The sequence below is a fragment of the Mycobacterium sp. genome, from assembly GCF_032162605.1.
Classification (GTDB): domain Bacteria; phylum Actinomycetota; class Actinomycetes; order Mycobacteriales; family Mycobacteriaceae; genus Mycobacterium.
Window position 1 is genome coordinate 1 of record NZ_JAVROT010000053.1, and the last position, 16,378, is coordinate 16,378.

The following is a 16,378-nucleotide window of genomic DNA, read 5'->3' on the forward strand; positions in this document are numbered from 1 at the left end:
CGATCGAGACGCTTCGCCGCCGGGCCGGCGACTTCTAGCGTTGGGCCCGAACGTCTCGCCGTGCTGCGCGAGGCCTCCGACGACGTCATCGCTGCGATCGAAGGACACCTGAAGGACGACTGTCCCCTCGAGGTCCGGGGTGACTGAGCCTCACTCGGCGGGAAGGGAGGGCAGCGGGATCGTCGCGGTGACCGCCGTCCCAGATCCCGGTCGCGAGCGGATGTTTAACCGGCCGCCGACGATCTCGGCGCGCTCGGCCATCGACAGCAGCCCGTAGCCGCCCATCTCATCGCCGCCGAGCGGATGCTCGAAGGTGTCGAAACCGGTTCCGTTGTCAACGATTTCAAGCCGTGCAGAGTCGTCGCTCACCGAGAAGGTCAGGCTTGCGTTGGTGGCCTTGGCGTGCTTGACGACGTTCTGCAGGCACTCCTGCGCGATGCGGTACAGCGCGATCTCGATGTGGTCGGGAAGTCGGGCATCGGCCAGGTCGACGTCGATGTCGACCTGCGGGATGGATCTGGCCAGGCTGGCCAGTCCGCCCGCAAGGCCGAGGTCGTCGAGAACCGGCGGCCGCAGCCCACCGATCGCGGCGCGTGCCTCCTGAAGCGTGAGGTCCACCAATTCTCTTGCCATGCCCAACTGCAGGGCGACCACGTCGGGGTCCTCGCCGACCGCCCTGGCGGCCGCATCCAGCCGGTAGGACAGCGTCACCAGCCGCTGCGAGATTCCGTCGTGGATGTCGCCGGCCAACCGCCGACGTTCGAGCTCCTGCGCCTCGATGACCTGCTCGACGAAGTTCTCGTGGGCACGCTCGCGGGCGACCAGTTGGCGGTGCAGCCGGGCCTGGTGCATGGCGCCCGCGATGAGCCTGCCGATCACCAGGAGCAGTTCGACGTCGCGATCGGTGAACTCGCGGCGCTCGACGGTGTGGACGTTGAGCACGCCCACCAGGCCGCCGGGTTCCGTCTCCATCGGCACCGACACCATCGACGTGAAGTCCGATCCACGCAGCGATTCGAACGGCCTGTAGCGGGGGTCGTTCTCCTTGTCGTGGATGATGACCACCGGTTGGCGCACCCGGGCAACCCAACCGGACACGCCCTGTCCCAACGGGAGTCGGATCTTGCCGACCTGGCTGTCGAACGGCGGCGTCGCACCCGTCAGCGTGAGCGAGCGTTCGGCGTCGTCGAGCACGTGCACGAACCAGACGTCGGTGCCCGTGGCCGCCGTGATCATGCGCGCCGCGGCCTCGGCCAGCGGCTCGACACCAGGCCCGCTCGAGGCGGCCTGGATCAACTCGCGCAGAAGTGCGAGCTCCCGGTCGGCGTCGACGAGGTCGCGCACCGCGTTCGACCTGCCCTCCGAGGTGACTTCCCGGGTCGCTTCGCTCCTGCCCTCCGAGGGCCTCATCGGTAGATGCCCTCCCGCAGGGCCGTCGCCACCGCTCCCGTGCGGTCCCCCACGCCGAGCTTGCGATAGATGGAGCTCAGGTGGGTCTTCACGGTTTCGTCGCCGATCACCAGCTTGGTGGCGATGCCGCGGTTGGAGAGGCCGTTGACGACGTAGGACAGGATCTCGCTCTCACGCTGCGTAAGGCCCTGCCTTGCGCCGGGCCAGAATTCGTCGCGTTGCAACCGGGCAGCGGTGTCTACGGCCCGTGCCGCCATCCCCGGGTCGATCGCCGTCTCGCCGCTGTGGGCGAACTCCAGCTGCCGGACCAACTCGTCGCTGCTGATGCTCTTCAAGAGGTAGCCCGCCGCCCCGACCCGCAACGCCTGAAACAGGTACTGCTCGTCGTCGTAGACCGAGAGCATGACGACCTTGCGAGACGGCTCGCGGTCGCGCAGCGCCGCGCACAGGTCAAGGCCGCTGGAGCCCTGCATCCGCACGTCGCAGAGGACGACGTCGGGGTTCAGGTCGGCGATCACGTTGATGGCCCGCTCGGCCCCGACGGCCTGGCCGACGACTTCGACGCGGTCGCCGAAGGACGCCAACATGGCCTTGAGCCCCTCGATGACCATCTCGTGGTCGTCCACCAGCACGAGCCGCACGGGTGCCATGACACAACCATAGGACCGGCATTCGGGCTGGTAACCCAACTTGGCCTGTTCAATCCCCCGGATGGGGGAGGTGCGCGGAGGTGACGTGGCCCACCCTTGATCAATGTCGTCCGTGGAGCAGGGATCGTGGCGGGCTGGCCGGTTCTGGTGGGACTCCTCTCGACCCAGCCATGTCGACGAGCGTCGGCTGCAGGCGGTGATCTTCGACCTCGAGGCCCTGACCGACGTCGAATGCGGTGGCCATCGGCATGCGTTCAACGCGGCCTTCGCCGCGCACGGCCTGAGCCTGCAATGGTCGGTCCAGCGCTATCGCAAGCTGCTCGCCCTCAGCGATGAACGCCAGCGCGTTGCGGCCGAACTGCGGGCGCGGGGCATCTGTACCGAGTGCGACGTGCTCGCCAAGCTCCTGGTCGACGAGATCTGTGCGACCAAGTCGATGATGGTCGACGAGATGATGCTCGACGCCGACCTGGCCCCACGGGCCGGTCTCGTCGAGCTGATCACTGACGCGTTCACCGCAGGGGTAGCCGTCGGGATCGTCGGCGGCGGACGCCGCCAGTGGGTCGAGCCGCTGGTGCGGCAACTGGTCGGCGATGGTCTGGTGCAGACGATCGTCACCGCCGACGACGTCGTCAAGACCATGCCGAGCCGCGACGCCTACCACCTGGCGTTGGCGGAGATGGGCGCCCACGCCCGTGATTCGCTGGCGTTCACCGGCTCGACTGCCGGTTTGCGGATCGCCTCGGCGGTGGGTCTGGCCGGAGTGCTCGTCGACCCCGACACGGCAGGAGCGCGCGCCGACTATGACGGTCTGCGCATCGCCGACTGCCAACGGCTGCAGGGCCGGTTGTGGGCGAGCGGCAATGGGTCAGCTGCCGCGTAAGAGCTCGATGACGGCGCTGAAGTCCCTGTCGGCGTTGTCGGTCGCGAACTTCGCGTAGATCTCCGCGGCGTGGCTGCCCAGCGGGGCGGTCGATCCGGTCGAGTCCACCGCGGCCATCGCCAGCCCAAGGTCCTTGTTCATCAGCGCCGTCGCGAAGCCCGGCTTGAAGTCGTTGTTTGCGGGCGACGTCGGAACCGGCCCCGGCACCGGGCAATTCGTGTGCACCGACCAGCAGTTGCCCGTGGCGCCGGTGATCACGTCGAACAGTGACTGCGCCGAGAGCCCGAGCTTTTCGGCCAGCACGAACGCCTCGCCCACGGCGATCTGCTGCACGGCCAGCACCATGTTGTTGCATAGCTTGGCGCTTTGGCCGTTTCCAGAGCCGCCACAGTGAATGATCTTGCCCGCCATCGGTTCCAGCACGGGCCTGGCCCGCTCGACGGCGTCGTCGTCCCCGCCGACCATGAAGGCCAACGTGCCCGCGGTGGCACCCTTGACGCCGCCGGATACCGGCGCGTCGATCTGCGCGAAACCGTGTTCGGCGGCCTCGGCGTTGATGGCCCGCGCGTCGTCGACCGAGATGGTGGAGGTGTCGATGAACAGCGTGCCCGGCTTGGCGGCTGGCAGAACCTCGCCGTAGCAGGCCTTGACGATGGCACCGTTGGGCAGCGAGGTGATCACCACGTCCGCCTCCGCGACGGCCGCGGCGCCGCTGCCGAAGACCTTGGCGCCCTTGCTCTCTGCAGCAGCCTGCAGAGCTGGCACCAGGTCGAAGCCGCGCACCGGATGTCCGGCCGCGACGAGGTTGGCCGCCATCGGGCCGCCCATGTTGCCGAGTCCCAAGAACGCGATCGTCGCCAGTGACGCCATTGACTGTCCTTCCGGTATTACGCCGACGCGCGGGCCCGAGCGGCTTCAGCCCGCCCGATCACCACACGCATGATTTCGTTGGTTCCCTCGAGAATGCGATGCACTCGCAGATCGCGGACGATCTTCTCGAGGCCGTACTCGCGCAGGTATCCGTAGCCGCCGTGAAGCTGCAGCGCCTGGTCGGCTACGCCGAAACAGGCGTCGGTGACGTAGCGCTTTGCCATCGCGCACAGCTCCACCTTGTCGGGGTGATTGTCGTCGAGTGCTGATGCAGCCCGCCACAACAGGTTTCGCGAGGACTCCAGCGTGGTCGCCATGTCGGCAAGGGTGAAGCGGATGGTTGGCTCGTCGAGCAGCGTCACGCCGAACGCCTCGCGGTCGGCGAGATAGGCGACGGCCTTGTCGTATGCGGCCTGCGCACCCCCGAGCGAGCACGCGGCAATGTTGATGCGGCCGCCGTTGAGCCCGTTCATCGCGATGCCGAAGCCGGTGCCCTCGCCCCCAGGGCCACCCAGCATCGCATCGACCGGCACGCGGGCGCCCTCGAACACCACCTGCGCGGTGGGCTGTGCATTCCACCCCATCTTGTATTCGCCGGCGCCGAAACTGACCCCGGGCGTGTCCTTCTCGACGACGAACGCCGAGATGCCACGCGGCCCGTCACCACCGGTCCGTGCCATCACGACGTACACGTCGGACGCTCCTGCACCGGAGATGAACTGCTTGACGCCATCGAGCACGTAATGGTCGCCGTCTCGAACAGCCCTGGTGCGCAGGGCGCTTGCGTCCGAACCGGCCCCGGGCTCGGTGAGACAGTAACTGGCGATCAACTCCATCGACGCCAGCCGCGGCACCAGACTCTTGCGCTGCTCGGCGGTGCCGTAGGTGTCGACCATCCAGGTGCACATGTTGTGGATCGACAGAAACGCGGCCACCGTCGGATCGGCCACGGCGAGCTGCTCGAAGATCCGCACCCCGTCGAGGCGTCGCAGCCCACTGCCGCCCGCGTCCTCCTGGCAGTAGATGGCCGCCATGCCGAGTTCGGCCGCCTCGCGCATCTCGTCGACCGGAAAGTGCTTGGCGGCATCCCATTCCAACGCGAAGGGCGCCAGTCGCTTCTCGGCGAACGCGGCGGCCGTCTCGGCGATGACGCGTTCGTCTTCGCCGAGACCGAAGTAGTCCATGGAGTTCAGCTCTAGTTCATGGTCGGGATGGAGAACTCAGCGCCATCCTTGATGCCGGACGGCCAGCGCTGGGTGACCGTCTTGACCTTCGTGTAGAAGATGATCGATGCGGGACCGTGTTGGTTGAGATCGCCGAAGCCGGACCGCTTCCAGCCCCCGAAGGTGTGATACGCCACTGGAACCGGGATCGGCACGTTGACACCCACCATGCCGACCTGGACGCGTGAGACGAAGTCGCGCGCGGTGTCGCCGTCACGGGTGAAGATCGCGACGCCGTTGCCGTATTCGTGATCCGACGGCAGTGCGAGCGCCTCCTGGTAGTCCTTGGCGCGCACGATGCACAGCACGGGGCCGAAGATCTCGTCCTTGTAGATCGACATGTCCGTGGTGACGTGGTCGAACAGGGTCGGTCCGATGAAGTACCCGCCCTCCAGGCTGGCGTCACCGAAGGTGAGGTCGTCGCTCGCGCGTTCGCGACCGTCGACCACGATCTCCGCGCCCGCTTCGACGCCCTGGCCGATGTAGTCCTTGACCCGCGCCAGTGCCGCTGAGGTCACCAGTGGGCCGTAGTCGGCCTTGGGGTCGAGGCTGTGGCCGACGCGCAACTGGTTGATTCGCTCGACGAGCCTATTACGAAGCCGTTGCGCTGTTTCTTCGCCGACCGGGACCGCGACGCTGATCGCCATGCAGCGTTCGCCCGCGCTTCCGTATCCCGCGCCGATGAGGGCGTCGATGGCCTGGTCGAGGTCGGCGTCGGGCATCACGATCATGTGGTTCTTGGCGCCGCCGAAACACTGTGCGCGCTTGCCGTTGGCCGCCGCGGTCGAATAGATGTACTGGGCGATGTCGGAGCTGCCAACGAAGCCGACCGCCTGGATGTCTGGGTGGTGCAGGATGGCGTCGACGGCCTCCTTGTCACCGTGCACGACCTGGAACACGCCCTTCGGCAGACCGGCTTCGAGGAACAGTTCGGCCAGCCGTACGGGCACTGACGGGTCACGCTCGCTGGGCTTGAGGATGAAGGCGTTGCCAGAGGCCAGTGCCGGGCCCGCCTTCCAGAGCGGGATCATCGCGGGGAAGTTGAACGGGGTGATGCCCGCGACGACGCCGAGGGGCTGACGCAGCGAGTAGACGTCGATGCCGCCGCCCGCACCCTCGGTGTACTCACCCTTCAGAAGGTGCGGGATGCCGATGGCGAACTCGATCACCTCGACACCGCGCTGAATGTCGCCACGTGAGTCGGCAACCGTCTTGCCATGCTCCAGCGATAGCAGTTCGGCGAGTTCGTCGACGTTCTTGTTGACCAGCTCGACGAACTTCATCATCACCCGGGCCCGGCGCTGTGGGTTCCAGGCGGCCCACTCCTTCTGCGCCTCGACGGCGATCGCGACGGCGGCGTCGACCTCCGCGGGCGACGCCATGGGCACCTGCGACTGGACCTCGCCCGTGCTGGGGTTCAGCACGTCGGCGGTGCGGCCGGATTGGCCCGCCACGCGCTGGCCGTCGATGAAGTGCGAGATCTGTGCGGTCATTGGGGCTGTCCTTCGGCGAGAAATCACTATTACTAGGATATCCTAGTAATAGTGGATCGTCGTACGCAAGGACCAGCGTGCGCGGGCTGTCATTTGCACCCGGCGTGTCGCGCACAGACACGCACGCTCGCGGGATCGGGGGGCTCCTCGCGGGGGCTGGCCGTGAGTCAACCAAGCCCGACGTTCAGCACATTCCGATCGTCGGCTTTCGCATCATCGCGCACCGTCGGCATCGCAGGGTTCACCGAACGTGGTTCAGGCGTCGCCGCGAAGGCCTTCGGTGAACGCCAGCGCGTCCTCGTACGTTGGTAGCAGCCCTGCCGCCTCAACTTCGGCGAGTGTCGGTGCGGCGGCATCCCGCTCGGAGAGATTCGGCAACGCACCGTCGACGAGGGGCCAATCGATCCCGATGTCGGGATCGGTGGCTCGGATGGTGTGCTCGCGGGTGGGGGAGTAGCCAGCGGAGCATAGGTAAGCGACGGTCGAATCATCCTGCAGGGCAAGGAAACCGTGGGCGAGTCCTTCGGACGCGTAGACGGTCCGGTAGTCGCGGGCATCGAGCAAGACGGAGTCCCAGTGACCAAACGTCGGCGAACCGACCCGGATGTCGACCACCACGTCGAAGACGGCGCCACGCAGGCACGTCGTGTACTTCGCCTGACTCGGCGGCAACTGCGCGAAGTGCAGGCCACGCAGCGCTCCCGCCGCCGATACCGAGATGTTGGCCTGGCGGAGATCGAGGCGGTGTCCCGTCATCTCGGTGAACTCTGTGTCCGTGAACCATTCGAAGAACAGCCCGCGCGGGTCGGGGCGCACGGTCGGGGTGATCTCCCAGGCGCCGGGGACCGAGAGTTCGCGGAAGGTCACTGGTTTCGCTCCTCGTACATCGCCTCGGACGCATCCTTCAAGGGGCGCCACCAGGATTCATTGTTGCGGTACCAGTCGATCGTCTCGGCGAGACCAGACTCGAAGTCGGTATGCCGTGGGGTCCACCCTAACCCGTCGCGCAGCGCCCCCGGGTCGATCGCGTACCTCAGGTCATGGCCCGCGCGGTCGGTCACGTGGTCGAAGTCGTCCGGTTCTCGGCCAATGAGGCGCAGCAGCGTCCGCATCACCGACAGGTTGTCGCGCTCGCCGTCGGCACCGATCAGATACGTCCGACCCAGCTCGCCGTCGGAGAGGATGCGCCATACGGCGTCGTTGTGGTCGGCGACGTGGATCCAGTCTCGGACGTTCGCTCCAGCGCCGTACAGCTTGGGGCGCCTGCCCGTCAGCACGTTGGTGATCTGGCGCGGGATGAACTTCTCGACATGCTGGTACGGCCCGTAGTTGTTGGAGCAGTTGGAGATCGTCGCGCGCACGCCGTAGGACCGGACCCAGGAGCGCACCAGCATGTCGGAGGCGGCCTTGGTCGCCGAGTACGGGCTCGACGGGTTGTACGCCGTGGCCTCGGTGAAGCGGATCGGATCGTCGAGCGGCAGGTCGCCGTAGACCTCGTCGGTCGACACGTGGTGCAGCCGGACGGCGTTCCGACGTACTGCTTCCAGCACGGTGAACGTCCCGATCACGTTGGTGCGCAGGAACGGTTCCGGGTCCGCGAGTGCATTGTCCACGTGCGTCTCGGCGGCGAAGTGCACGACGGCGTCGGCTTCGGCGACGAGCTTGTCCACCAGTTCGCGGTCGCTGATGTCTCCGTGCACCAGGCGGACGCCGTCTGCCACTGGTGCGAGCGACTCGCGACTACCGGCGTATGTCAGGGCGTCGAGCACCGTCACGTCGACCTGCGGATGCTCGCGCACCGCAGAATGTACGAAGTTGGCGCCGATGAAACCGGCGCCCCCAGTGACCAGCAAACGCATGGTGACAAACCCTAGCGGGTGCCGAGCTAGCTGGCGGCCGCGAGCCCCAATGGACCCGCCAACTCCGTGAGCGTCGGAATCAGCTTGTCCTCGCCACCGAGTACCTGGATGGCGACGTGGTCGGCGCCCGCGGCGAGGTGCTCGTTCAGGCGTGCTGCGATGGCCTCGGGCGTCCCGTGGGCCACCATGGCGTCGACGAGCTTGTCGCTACCCGGCTTGGCGAGGTCCCCGTCGGTGAAGCCGAGTCGCTTCCAGTTGTTCAGGTAGTTGCTCAGGTCGAGATAGAACTCGACCGTCTTGCGGCCGATCTCGCGCGCTTGAGCCGCATCCCTGGTCAGCACCACTTTGTGTTCGGGGGCGAGGTAGACGCTGGGCCCGATCAGGTCGTGTGCCTGTGCGGTGTGTTCGGGCGTCGTCAGATAGGGGTGGGCGCCCGCGCTGCGCTTGGCCGATAGCTTGAGCACCTTGGGGCCGAGTGCCGCGACCACGCGGCGGCTGGTCGGAACGCTGGCGGCGTCGAGCGCATCCAGGTACTCGACGAGCACGTCGTACGGTTTGCGGTACTCGTCGGTGTGCTCGGGATGCCCGATGCCGATGCCGAGCAGGAACCGGCCTGGATGAGCCTTCTCGATCCGGTGATAGGACTCGGCAACCTGATCGGCAGGCGCCGTCCACACGTTGACGATGCCGGTGGCCACTTGAAGGGTGTCCGTCGCTTCGAGGATGGGCTCGGCGAAGGCCAGATCACCGGCAGGGGACCCGCCGACCCACACGGCGCCGTAACCCAGTTTCTCGATCTCGACGGCCTGCTCCGGTGTCACCGCCCCGAAGGTCCAGACGCCAAAGCGCCCGAGGTTCGGCTTGAGGGCGACTGCGTCAGTCATGCGCGATCCGCTTCGCTTCTCGCTGGTAAGTCATGGGAGTCCCTTCAGGTGGAGTTTGCTCACTGCAGGCCGAGCGGCCCGGCCAGTTCGGCTAGCGCGGGTACCAGCTTGTCACTACTCGTCAACACCTGAACCGGAACATGGTCGGCGCCCGCGGCGAGATGCTCCTTGAGCCTGGTGGCGACGGCGTCGACGGTGCCATGGGCGACGAAGGCGTCGACCAGTGCGTCGCTGCCCGGCTTGGCGATGTCCTCGTCGGTGAACCCGAGCCGCTTCCAGTTGTTCGTGTAGTTGGCCAGGTTCAGGTAGATCTCGAGGGCCTTGCGCCCCGCGGCCCTGGCCTGCGCGGCGTCGGTGGTCAGGACCGCCTTGTGCTCGGGAGCGAGGAACGCGTCGGGTCCGATCAGCTCGCGGGCCTGCGCGGTGTGTTCGGGCGACGTCAGGTAGGGGTGGGCACCGGCGCTGCGCCTGGCCGACAGCTTGAGCACCTGCGGTCCGAGCGCGGCGACGACGCGGCGATCCTTCGGGACGCCGTACTCGTCGAGCTTGTCCAGATATTCGGTGAGCGCGTCATACGGCTTCTTGTACTCGGCATGCGCTTCGGGGTGGCCGACGCCGATGCCGAGCAGGAACCGGTTCGGATAGGCCTTGTCGATGCGGTGGAACGACTCCGCGACGGGACCCGCCTCGGCCGTCCAGATGTTGACGATGCCGGTCGCCAGCTGCAGCGTGTTCGTCGCTCCAAGAATGGGTTCCACCCAGTCGAGCTCGGCGGCCGGTGAACCACCCGCCCAGATGGCGCCGTAGCCGAGGGCCTCGATCTCCTGAAGTTGTTCAGCGGACAGTCGTTGCCACTGCGCATGGTGACCGAACACGCCGAACTTGCCGAGATTCGGCTTCGATGATGGCTTGCCCGAAGAGGAAGAAGATGTGCTCTGCGTCATGACCGGCTCAACCCGCCGCGTCGTCGTGGATATTCCGTCGTAAACGGGCTGATTCGAACTATTCCGCCAAGTCGGTGGGCGCTTCCTCGGGCTTGGGGGCGACCAGCGGCAGGATGATGATGAACCGGGTGTCACCCGGCTTCGATTCGACTCGGATATTGCCGTGGTGTTTCTGGGCGACGATGCGCCACGCCAGGTCGAGCCCAAGGCCGGTGCCCTCACCGAAGGCCTTGGTGGTGAAGAACGGTGTGAAGATCCGGTCGGCGATGTCCTTGGGGATACCGGGACCGTCGTCGCAGATCTCCACCTTGATGGCGTCCTCGCCGACGGCCGAGGTGCGGATGGTCAACGTTCCGTGACCGCCCATCGCCTGGATCGCGTTGTCGATGACGTTGGTCCACACCTGGTTGAGATCGCCTGGGTAGCACTGGATTTCGGGAAGCGTCTTGTCCAGTTCCTTGACCAGCTTGACCGATTTGTCCTTGCCAAGCTTCTCGCCGAACATCATGATGGTGCTGCGCAGGAGTTCGTGGACGTTCGCGCTCTGATACGGCGCGCGGTCCATCTGCGAGTATTGCTTGGCGCCTGCCAGCAGCGCCGAGATCCGGCTGCTCGCCTCGGCGATCTGGTTCATCATCAGCTCGGTGTCGATGGTGTACCTCAGCCAGCCGATCGCACCCTGCAGCGAGGCCGTGGCGTCGACCTCGTCGACCGATGCCGAAATACGCTCCAGCCAGTCGGTGTCGAGGCCTGCTTCGACGAACGTCGGCGCGTAGTCCCAGGCGGTCACGATCCCGTGGTCTTCCAGCCAGTCGCCGATCGTGTCCTCACGGTCGGACGCCTCGAGCGCGGTCAGCTCCAGGGCCTTCGACTTCGCAACCTGCTCGGCGACCTCCTCCTGAATGGTGACCAGAACACGTAGGCCCTCGGGGCTGAACTTGCCGTCGGCGAGCATCGCCAACTTGTGGCGCATCCCGGCGATCTTCTCCCGCAGATCGGACACCGCGCGGGCGGCCGCTGCGGCCGGGTTGTTGAGCTGATGTGTCAGGCCCGCCGACAACTGGCCGAGGGCGAGCAGCTTCTCGCGCTGGTCGATGATCTGCCGCTGCCTCAGCCCGCCGACCTTGAGGCCTTCGAGCAGATGCACCGCCATCGGGAGCTCGGTCTTGACGAAGTTGCCGAACGCCGCGGCGTCGAGCACGAAGAACTTCGACGGCTTCGTCACCCGCACGGAGGACTCGTAGACCTGGGGGACGCCGTCGACGTAGGCGCTCCATGCGCCGCAGTAGACCCCCCGCTGCGACGTCCGGTTGGTTTCGATGTCGGCGCCGCCGGAGCGCTTGGACATGGCCAACTCGCCCTCGATGAGGACGTAGAAGCAGGTCGCGGCCTCACCTTCGATGCAGATCGGCCCCGGCTCGAAACGAGCGAGGTGGCCGTGCACACAGAGCGATTCGAGTTGCCGGTCGGTCAGCTTCTCGAACAGGAACAGCGTGCGGAGTTCATCGGGCAGACAGGTTTCACCCATGGCTCGTCCTTCTTTCTAGGCCTCGGCCAGGTAGCGGTGGACCAGCATCACGGCCATCGACCCTTCGCCGACGGCAGCCGCTACCCGCTTCGCGGATTCTGATCGCACGTCACCTGCAACAAACACACCGGGCACACTTGTTTCCAGATGATGCGGCGGACGTTCCCGATTCCAGCCGCAGACGTCCTTCAGGTCCGGCCCGGCGAGCACGAACCCGCGATCGTCGAGTGCCAGCACACCGTCGAGCCAGTCCGTTTGCGGGGTCGCCCCGATGTAGCAACACATCCTCCCGCAGGTCACCGTCGTCCGCTCGCCCGACTGCCTGTCCAGCAGCACCAGTCCCGAGAGATGGTCGTCTTCACCGACCGTGTCGATGACCTCTGTGCAGGTCCGGACGTGAATCTTGTCGTTCTTGTCGATCTGCTCAATCAGATAGTGCGACATCGACGCCTCCAGCGAGGGGCCGCGCACCAACAGCGTCACCGACTTCGCGGTCTTGGACATGAACATCGCGGCCTGACCCGCCGAGTTCGCGCCGCCGACGATGTAGACGTCCTCGTCACGGCACTCCTCGGCGTCGGACACCGACGCGCCGTAGTAGACCCCGCGGCCGACGTAGTTGCAGCCGTCGGGATCCTCTGGGTCACTCCAGCATCCGACGACCTTCAGCTCCTGGTACTCGACGCCGGTCGCGAGGATCACCGACCGCGCGCCGATGCTGCTGCCATCCTCGAACTCAATGGTCGGTGCGGTCTCGCCGACGTGCAGTTTCACCACGTCACGGGTGGTGATCACCTCAGCGCCGAACCGCTCCGCCTGCCTGCGGGCGGAGTTGGTCAGGGTGGCGCCCGAGACACCGTTCTCGAACCCCAGGTAGTTTTCGATCCGCGAACTCCGGCCCGCCTGCCCGCCCGTGGTGGTGCGTTCGATGAGCACGGTCTCGAGCCCTTCCGAGGCTCCGTACACCGCTGACGCGAGGCCCGCGGGGCCGCCGCCGATGACCGCGAGGTCGTACATCGGCAGCGAGGGTTCGGTGGACAAGCCGAGTAGCTCGGCCAGCTGGCCGTCGGTCGGCTCGAGCAGAGCCTCGCCCTTCTCGGAGATCACCACCGGCAGCTGCAGGCCGTCGAGCCCGGCCGCCCCGAGAAGCTGCTTGCCCTTGGGCTCGTCCGCCATGTAGGCGCGGAAGGGGAACTGATTGCGCGCCAGGAACTGGCGCACCTCCCACGACCTCTGGTTCCAGCGATGGCCGATCACCTTCGTGTACGGCATCGCGCGGTCGCCGACGGCCCGCCACTCCTCCAGCAGACCGTCGATCACGGGGTACAGCTTCTCCTCGGGCGGGTCCCACGGTTTGAGCAGATAGTGATCCAGATCGACGACGTTGATGGCGTCGATCGCCGCGTGGGTGTCGGCGTAGGCGGTCAGGAGCACCCGCCGCGCCAGCGGAAACAAATCCATCGCCTTTTCGAGGAACTCGATGCCGCTCATCTGCGGCATCCGGTAGTCGGCGACGAGTACCGCTACGGTGTCGCCACGGAGCTTGAGCTCCTTGAGGGTCGCCAAGGCGTCGGGGCCACTCTCGGCGCGCACGATTCGGTAGCGCTCGCCGTAGTGGCGGCGCAGGTCTCTTGCCACCGCGCGCGACACCGCTGGATCGTCGTCCACGGTCAGGATCGCAGGGTTGCGGGGCTGGGAAGCAGGTCCAGTCATCACCACCAATTATGCGCTGGTCGTCCACCGGATATCGGCTCAACCGCGAGGCTCTAAGCGAACACCGGTGTGGGGAATCGGACGATTTTGGGGAGGGCTCAAGAGCGGGTACTATTGACCAACGGTGCGGCATCCGCGCCGGCTCTTGCGTGCCCTGTCCTGGAATTTTACCAATCCGGCTCACGTTTTGTAGTCGGAGGCGGCGCTTGCGGCGCCAGACAGGGAATTACGGAGGACATGGCTAAAAAAGACGGTGCCATCGAGGTCGAGGGCCGCGTGGTCGAGCCCCTGCCCAATGCGATGTTTCGCATTGAGTTGGAGAACGGTCACAAGGTGCTCGCGCACATCAGCGGCAAGATGCGGCAGCACTACATTCGCATCCTGCCCGAGGACCGCGTCGTAGTGGAGTTGTCTCCGTACGACCTTTCCCGGGGCCGCATCGTTTACCGCTACAAATAACCAGAAAAAGAACAGGATCGAATCGCCGTGAAGGTGAACCCGAGCGTCAAGCCCATCTGCGACAAGTGCAGGGTGATCCGTCGGCATCGGCGGGTCATGGTGATCTGCTCCGACCCACGCCACAAGCAGCGTCAAGGCTGATTGCGGCGACGGGACGCCTGCGCAATGCGCAGAAAGCTCGAACGCAGTTCGCAGCAACACAACTGAATGACGACTTCCCAGTACCACTGAGCGGATAGGCCGCTCAGCACGCCCGGCACGGAGGCCGGGCCCCGTTCAAGAGCCTTCGGGCTGGCGGGAACGGACTGGGAACAGACCTCCGAACAGCAGAAGGAAATTACTGCCTGATGGCACGTCTAATGGGCGTCGATCTCCCGCGTGACAAGCGCATGGAGATCGCGCTGACCTATATCTACGGCATCGGCCGTACCCGCTCCCAGGAGATTCTGTCGGCCACCGGCATCGACTTCGATCTGCGCACCAAGGACCTCAGCGATGAACAGGTCTCGCAGTTGCGCGAATACATCGAAGGCTCGTTGAAGGTGGAGGGCGATCTGCGCCGTGAGGTGCAGGCCGACATCCGTCGCAAGATCGAGATCGGCTGCTACCAGGGCCTGCGGCACCGTCGCGGTCTTCCGGTGCGTGGCCAGCGAACCAAGACCAACGCGCGCACCCGCAAGGGCCCGAAGCGCACCATCGCCGGCAAGAAGAAGGCCAGGTAACTAAATGGCACCGACTAAGAAGAGCGGCGGAACAGCGTCTGGCCCCAAGAAAGGCCAGAAGACTCGCCGCAAGGAAAAGAAGAACGTTCCGCACGGCGCTGCCCACATCAAGAGCACGTTCAACAACACGATCGTGTCCATCACCGACCAGCAGGGCAACGTCATCGCCTGGGCGTCGTCGGGACACGTCGGGTTCAAGGGTTCGCGCAAGTCGACGCCGTTCGCCGCGCAGCTGGCCGCTGAGAACGCTGCCCGCAAGGCGCAGGAGCATGGCGTGAAGAAGGTCGACGTCTTCGTGAAGGGCCCGGGTTCGGGTCGCGAGACCGCGATCCGTTCCCTGCAGGCTGCCGGCCTCGAGGTTGGCGCCATTTCCGACGTCACGCCGCAGCCGCACAACGGCTGCCGTCCGCCCAAACGGCGCCGGGTCTAGAGGAGATAGAGAAATGGCTCGTTACACAGGACCCGTCACCCGCAAGTCACGCCGTCTCGGCGTCGACCTGGTCGGCGGAGATCAGTCCTTCGAGAAGCGCCCCTACCCGCCTGGCCAGCACGGCCGCGCGCGGATCAAGGAGAGCGAATACCGCACGCAGCTGCAGGAGAAGCAGAAGGCTCGCTTCACCTACGGCGTCATGGAGAAGCAGTTCCGTCTCTACTACGAAGAGGCCAACCGCCACGCGGGCAAGACGGGTGAGAACCTGCTCCAGATCCTGGAGAGTCGTCTCGACAACGTCGTATACCGCACCGGGCTCGCCCGCACGCGCCGGATGGCACGTCAGCTGGTCAGCCACGGGCACTTCACCGTCAACGGCGTGAAGGTCGACATTCCCAGCTACCGGGTCTCGCAGTACGACATCATCGACATCCGCGAGAAGTCGCTGAACACGCTGCCGTTCGAGCTCTCCCGGCAGACGGCGGGCGATCGCCCGATCCCGGGCTGGCTGCAGGTCGTCGGGGAGCGTCAGCGCATCCTCGTTCACCAGCTTCCCGAGCGCGCACAGATCCAGGTGCCGCTCGCCGAGCAGCTGATCGTCGAGTTCTACTCGAAGTAACGCGTGCTGTCCTTCTGTAAGCCTGCGGCCTGCGGCCTACAGCCACCTACCGGCATCAAATAGCGGATGTCGAGAAGGAGATAGAGAAACACCATGCTGATCTCTCAGCGCCCCACCCTGTCCGAAGAGAGCCTCGCCGAGAACCGGTCCAAGTTCGTCATCGAGCCCCTGGAGCCCGGATTCGGCTACACCCTGGGTAACTCGCTTCGGCGCACGCTGCTGTCGTCGATCCCCGGCGCAGCGGTCACCAGCATCCGCATCGACGGCGTGCTGCACGAATTCACCACCGTTCCCGGGGTGAAGGAAGACGTCACCGACATCATCCTGAACCTCAAGAGCCTGGTGGTTTCGTCCGAGGAGGACGAGCCGGTCACCATGTACCTGCGCAAGCAGGGCCCGGGTGCCGTCACCGCCGGTGACATCGTTCCGCCCGCGGGTGTGACGGTGCAGAACCCCGACATGCACATCGCCACCCTGAACGACAAGGGCAAGCTCGAGGTCGAGCTCGTCGTCGAGCGCGGCCGCGGTTACGTGCCCGCCGTGCAGAACAAGGCCTCGGGCGCTGAGATCGGCCGCATCCCGGTCGACTCGATCTACTCGCCGGTGCTGAAGGTCACCTACAAGGTGGAGGCCACCCGCGTCGAGCAGCGCACCGACTTCGACAAGCTGATCCTCGACGTCGAGACCAAGA

At 66.0% G+C, this 16,378-nt stretch carries 18 protein-coding genes; 7 read left to right on the forward strand and 11 right to left on the reverse strand.

Going from position 1 to position 16,378, the window contains the following annotated elements; all coding sequences use genetic code 11:
• Positions 1 to 150: 150 nt before the first annotated feature.
• Both QOI01_RS02835 and QOI01_RS02840 read right to left on the reverse strand, forming a co-directional pair.
• Positions 151 to 1,410, reverse strand: coding sequence for a GAF domain-containing sensor histidine kinase (locus QOI01_RS02835; RefSeq protein ID WP_526378400.1), 1,260 nt, complete (start codon positions 1,408 to 1,410; stop codon positions 151 to 153).
• Positions 1,407 to 2,060 (reverse strand): response regulator transcription factor, encoded by a 654-nt coding sequence (locus tag QOI01_RS02840; RefSeq protein ID WP_526378402.1) that lies wholly within the window; start codon positions 2,058 to 2,060, stop codon positions 1,407 to 1,409. Before QOI01_RS02840 ends, QOI01_RS02835 begins: the two co-directional genes overlap by 4 nt.
• Positions 2,061 to 2,163: 103 nt before the next feature.
• On the opposite strand from QOI01_RS02840, the gene QOI01_RS02845 reads away from it, so the two are divergent.
• The gene (locus tag QOI01_RS02845; protein ID WP_526378404.1) at positions 2,164 to 2,943 is read left to right on the forward strand and encodes an HAD family hydrolase; all 780 of its coding nucleotides are present in this window, start codon (positions 2,164 to 2,166) and stop codon (positions 2,941 to 2,943) included.
• Here QOI01_RS02845 and mmsB read toward each other — a convergent pair.
• The 9 genes from mmsB to QOI01_RS02890 form a co-directional block, all read right to left on the reverse strand.
• On the reverse strand, positions 2,929 to 3,804 hold the full coding sequence (gene mmsB, locus QOI01_RS02850) for a 3-hydroxyisobutyrate dehydrogenase (protein WP_526378429.1): 876 nt from the start codon (positions 3,802 to 3,804) through the stop codon (positions 2,929 to 2,931). The genes QOI01_RS02845 and mmsB overlap by 15 nt on opposite strands.
• A 26-nt stretch (positions 3,805 to 3,830) precedes the next feature.
• Positions 3,831 to 4,997, reverse strand: a complete 1,167-nt coding sequence (locus QOI01_RS02855; RefSeq protein ID WP_526378406.1) for an acyl-CoA dehydrogenase family protein — start codon at positions 4,995 to 4,997, stop codon at positions 3,831 to 3,833.
• A gap of 11 nt (positions 4,998 to 5,008) precedes the next feature.
• Positions 5,009 to 6,529 carry a CoA-acylating methylmalonate-semialdehyde dehydrogenase gene (locus tag QOI01_RS02860; RefSeq protein WP_526378407.1) on the reverse strand — a complete coding sequence of 507 codons (1,521 nt, stop codon included), beginning with the start codon at positions 6,527 to 6,529 and terminating at the stop codon, positions 5,009 to 5,011.
• Between the two features lie 255 nt (positions 6,530 to 6,784).
• Positions 6,785 to 7,396, reverse strand: a complete 612-nt coding sequence (gene rfbC, locus QOI01_RS02865) for a dTDP-4-dehydrorhamnose 3,5-epimerase (RefSeq protein WP_526378409.1) — start codon at positions 7,394 to 7,396, stop codon at positions 6,785 to 6,787.
• The gene (gene rfbB / locus QOI01_RS02870) at positions 7,393 to 8,388 is read right to left on the reverse strand and encodes a dTDP-glucose 4,6-dehydratase (RefSeq protein WP_526378411.1); all 996 of its coding nucleotides are present in this window, start codon (positions 8,386 to 8,388) and stop codon (positions 7,393 to 7,395) included. The genes rfbC and rfbB overlap by 4 nt, the downstream gene beginning before the upstream one ends.
• A gap of 26 nt (positions 8,389 to 8,414) precedes the next feature.
• Complete coding sequence (locus tag QOI01_RS02875) at positions 8,415 to 9,272, reverse strand: LLM class F420-dependent oxidoreductase (protein ID WP_526378413.1); 858 nt, start codon at positions 9,270 to 9,272, stop codon at positions 8,415 to 8,417.
• 59 nt (positions 9,273 to 9,331) lie between these two features.
• Entirely contained in the window at positions 9,332 to 10,216 is an 885-nt protein-coding gene (locus QOI01_RS02880) for an LLM class F420-dependent oxidoreductase (protein ID WP_526378415.1), read from the reverse strand.
• Between the two features lie 58 nt (positions 10,217 to 10,274).
• Entirely contained in the window at positions 10,275 to 11,744 is a 1,470-nt protein-coding gene (locus QOI01_RS02885; RefSeq protein WP_526378417.1) for an ATP-binding protein, read from the reverse strand.
• Positions 11,745 to 11,759: 15 nt separating this feature from the next.
• The gene (locus QOI01_RS02890) at positions 11,760 to 13,457 is read right to left on the reverse strand and encodes an NAD(P)/FAD-dependent oxidoreductase (RefSeq protein ID WP_526378419.1); all 1,698 of its coding nucleotides are present in this window, start codon (positions 13,455 to 13,457) and stop codon (positions 11,760 to 11,762) included.
• A 237-nt stretch (positions 13,458 to 13,694) separates the two neighbouring features.
• Between QOI01_RS02890 and infA the strand changes: the two genes are divergently transcribed.
• The 6 genes from infA to rpoA all read left to right on the forward strand — a co-directional run.
• The gene (gene infA / locus QOI01_RS02895; protein WP_003418601.1) at positions 13,695 to 13,916 is read left to right on the forward strand and encodes a translation initiation factor IF-1; all 222 of its coding nucleotides are present in this window, start codon (positions 13,695 to 13,697) and stop codon (positions 13,914 to 13,916) included.
• Between the two features lie 27 nt (positions 13,917 to 13,943).
• Positions 13,944 to 14,057 (forward strand): 50S ribosomal protein L36, encoded by a 114-nt coding sequence (gene rpmJ / locus QOI01_RS02900; RefSeq protein WP_079925868.1) that lies wholly within the window; start codon positions 13,944 to 13,946, stop codon positions 14,055 to 14,057.
• A gap of 206 nt (positions 14,058 to 14,263) precedes the next feature.
• Positions 14,264 to 14,638 carry a 30S ribosomal protein S13 gene (gene rpsM, locus QOI01_RS02905; RefSeq protein WP_526378421.1) on the forward strand — a complete coding sequence of 125 codons (375 nt, stop codon included), beginning with the start codon at positions 14,264 to 14,266 and terminating at the stop codon, positions 14,636 to 14,638.
• Between the two features lie 4 nt (positions 14,639 to 14,642).
• Positions 14,643 to 15,068, forward strand: coding sequence for a 30S ribosomal protein S11 (rpsK, locus tag QOI01_RS02910; protein WP_526378423.1), 426 nt, complete (start codon positions 14,643 to 14,645; stop codon positions 15,066 to 15,068).
• Between the two features lie 13 nt (positions 15,069 to 15,081).
• On the forward strand, positions 15,082 to 15,687 hold the full coding sequence (gene rpsD / locus QOI01_RS02915) for a 30S ribosomal protein S4 (RefSeq protein WP_526378425.1): 606 nt from the start codon (positions 15,082 to 15,084) through the stop codon (positions 15,685 to 15,687).
• Positions 15,688 to 15,780: 93 nt separating this feature from the next.
• On the forward strand, positions 15,781 to 16,378 hold a 598-nt coding region (gene rpoA / locus QOI01_RS02920), incomplete at its 3' end, for a DNA-directed RNA polymerase subunit alpha (RefSeq protein WP_526378427.1).

Coding starts and splice junctions, on each gene's coding strand:
- QOI01_RS02835 (WP_526378400.1), bottom strand. CDS start 1,410: ATGAGGCCCTCGGAGGGCAGGAGCGAAGCGACCCGGGAAGTCACCTCG.
- QOI01_RS02840 (WP_526378402.1), bottom strand. CDS start 2,060: ATGGCACCCGTGCGGCTCGTGCTGGTGGACGACCACGAGATGGTCATC.
- QOI01_RS02845 (WP_526378404.1), top strand. CDS start 2,164: ATGTCGTCCGTGGAGCAGGGATCGTGGCGGGCTGGCCGGTTCTGGTGG.
- QOI01_RS02855 (WP_526378406.1), bottom strand. CDS start 4,997: ATGGACTACTTCGGTCTCGGCGAAGACGAACGCGTCATCGCCGAGACG.
- QOI01_RS02860 (WP_526378407.1), bottom strand. CDS start 6,529: ATGACCGCACAGATCTCGCACTTCATCGACGGCCAGCGCGTGGCGGGC.
- rfbB (WP_526378411.1), bottom strand. CDS start 8,388: ATGCGTTTGCTGGTCACTGGGGGCGCCGGTTTCATCGGCGCCAACTTC.
- QOI01_RS02875 (WP_526378413.1), bottom strand. CDS start 9,272: ATGACTGACGCAGTCGCCCTCAAGCCGAACCTCGGGCGCTTTGGCGTC.
- QOI01_RS02880 (WP_526378415.1), bottom strand. CDS start 10,216: ATGACGCAGAGCACATCTTCTTCCTCTTCGGGCAAGCCATCATCGAAG.
- QOI01_RS02885 (WP_526378417.1), bottom strand. CDS start 11,744: ATGGGTGAAACCTGTCTGCCCGATGAACTCCGCACGCTGTTCCTGTTC.
- QOI01_RS02890 (WP_526378419.1), bottom strand. CDS start 13,457: ATGACTGGACCTGCTTCCCAGCCCCGCAACCCTGCGATCCTGACCGTG.
- infA (WP_003418601.1), top strand. CDS start 13,695: ATGGCTAAAAAAGACGGTGCCATCGAGGTCGAGGGCCGCGTGGTCGAG.
- rpsM (WP_526378421.1), top strand. CDS start 14,264: ATGGCACGTCTAATGGGCGTCGATCTCCCGCGTGACAAGCGCATGGAG.
- rpsK (WP_526378423.1), top strand. CDS start 14,643: ATGGCACCGACTAAGAAGAGCGGCGGAACAGCGTCTGGCCCCAAGAAA.
- rpsD (WP_526378425.1), top strand. CDS start 15,082: ATGGCTCGTTACACAGGACCCGTCACCCGCAAGTCACGCCGTCTCGGC.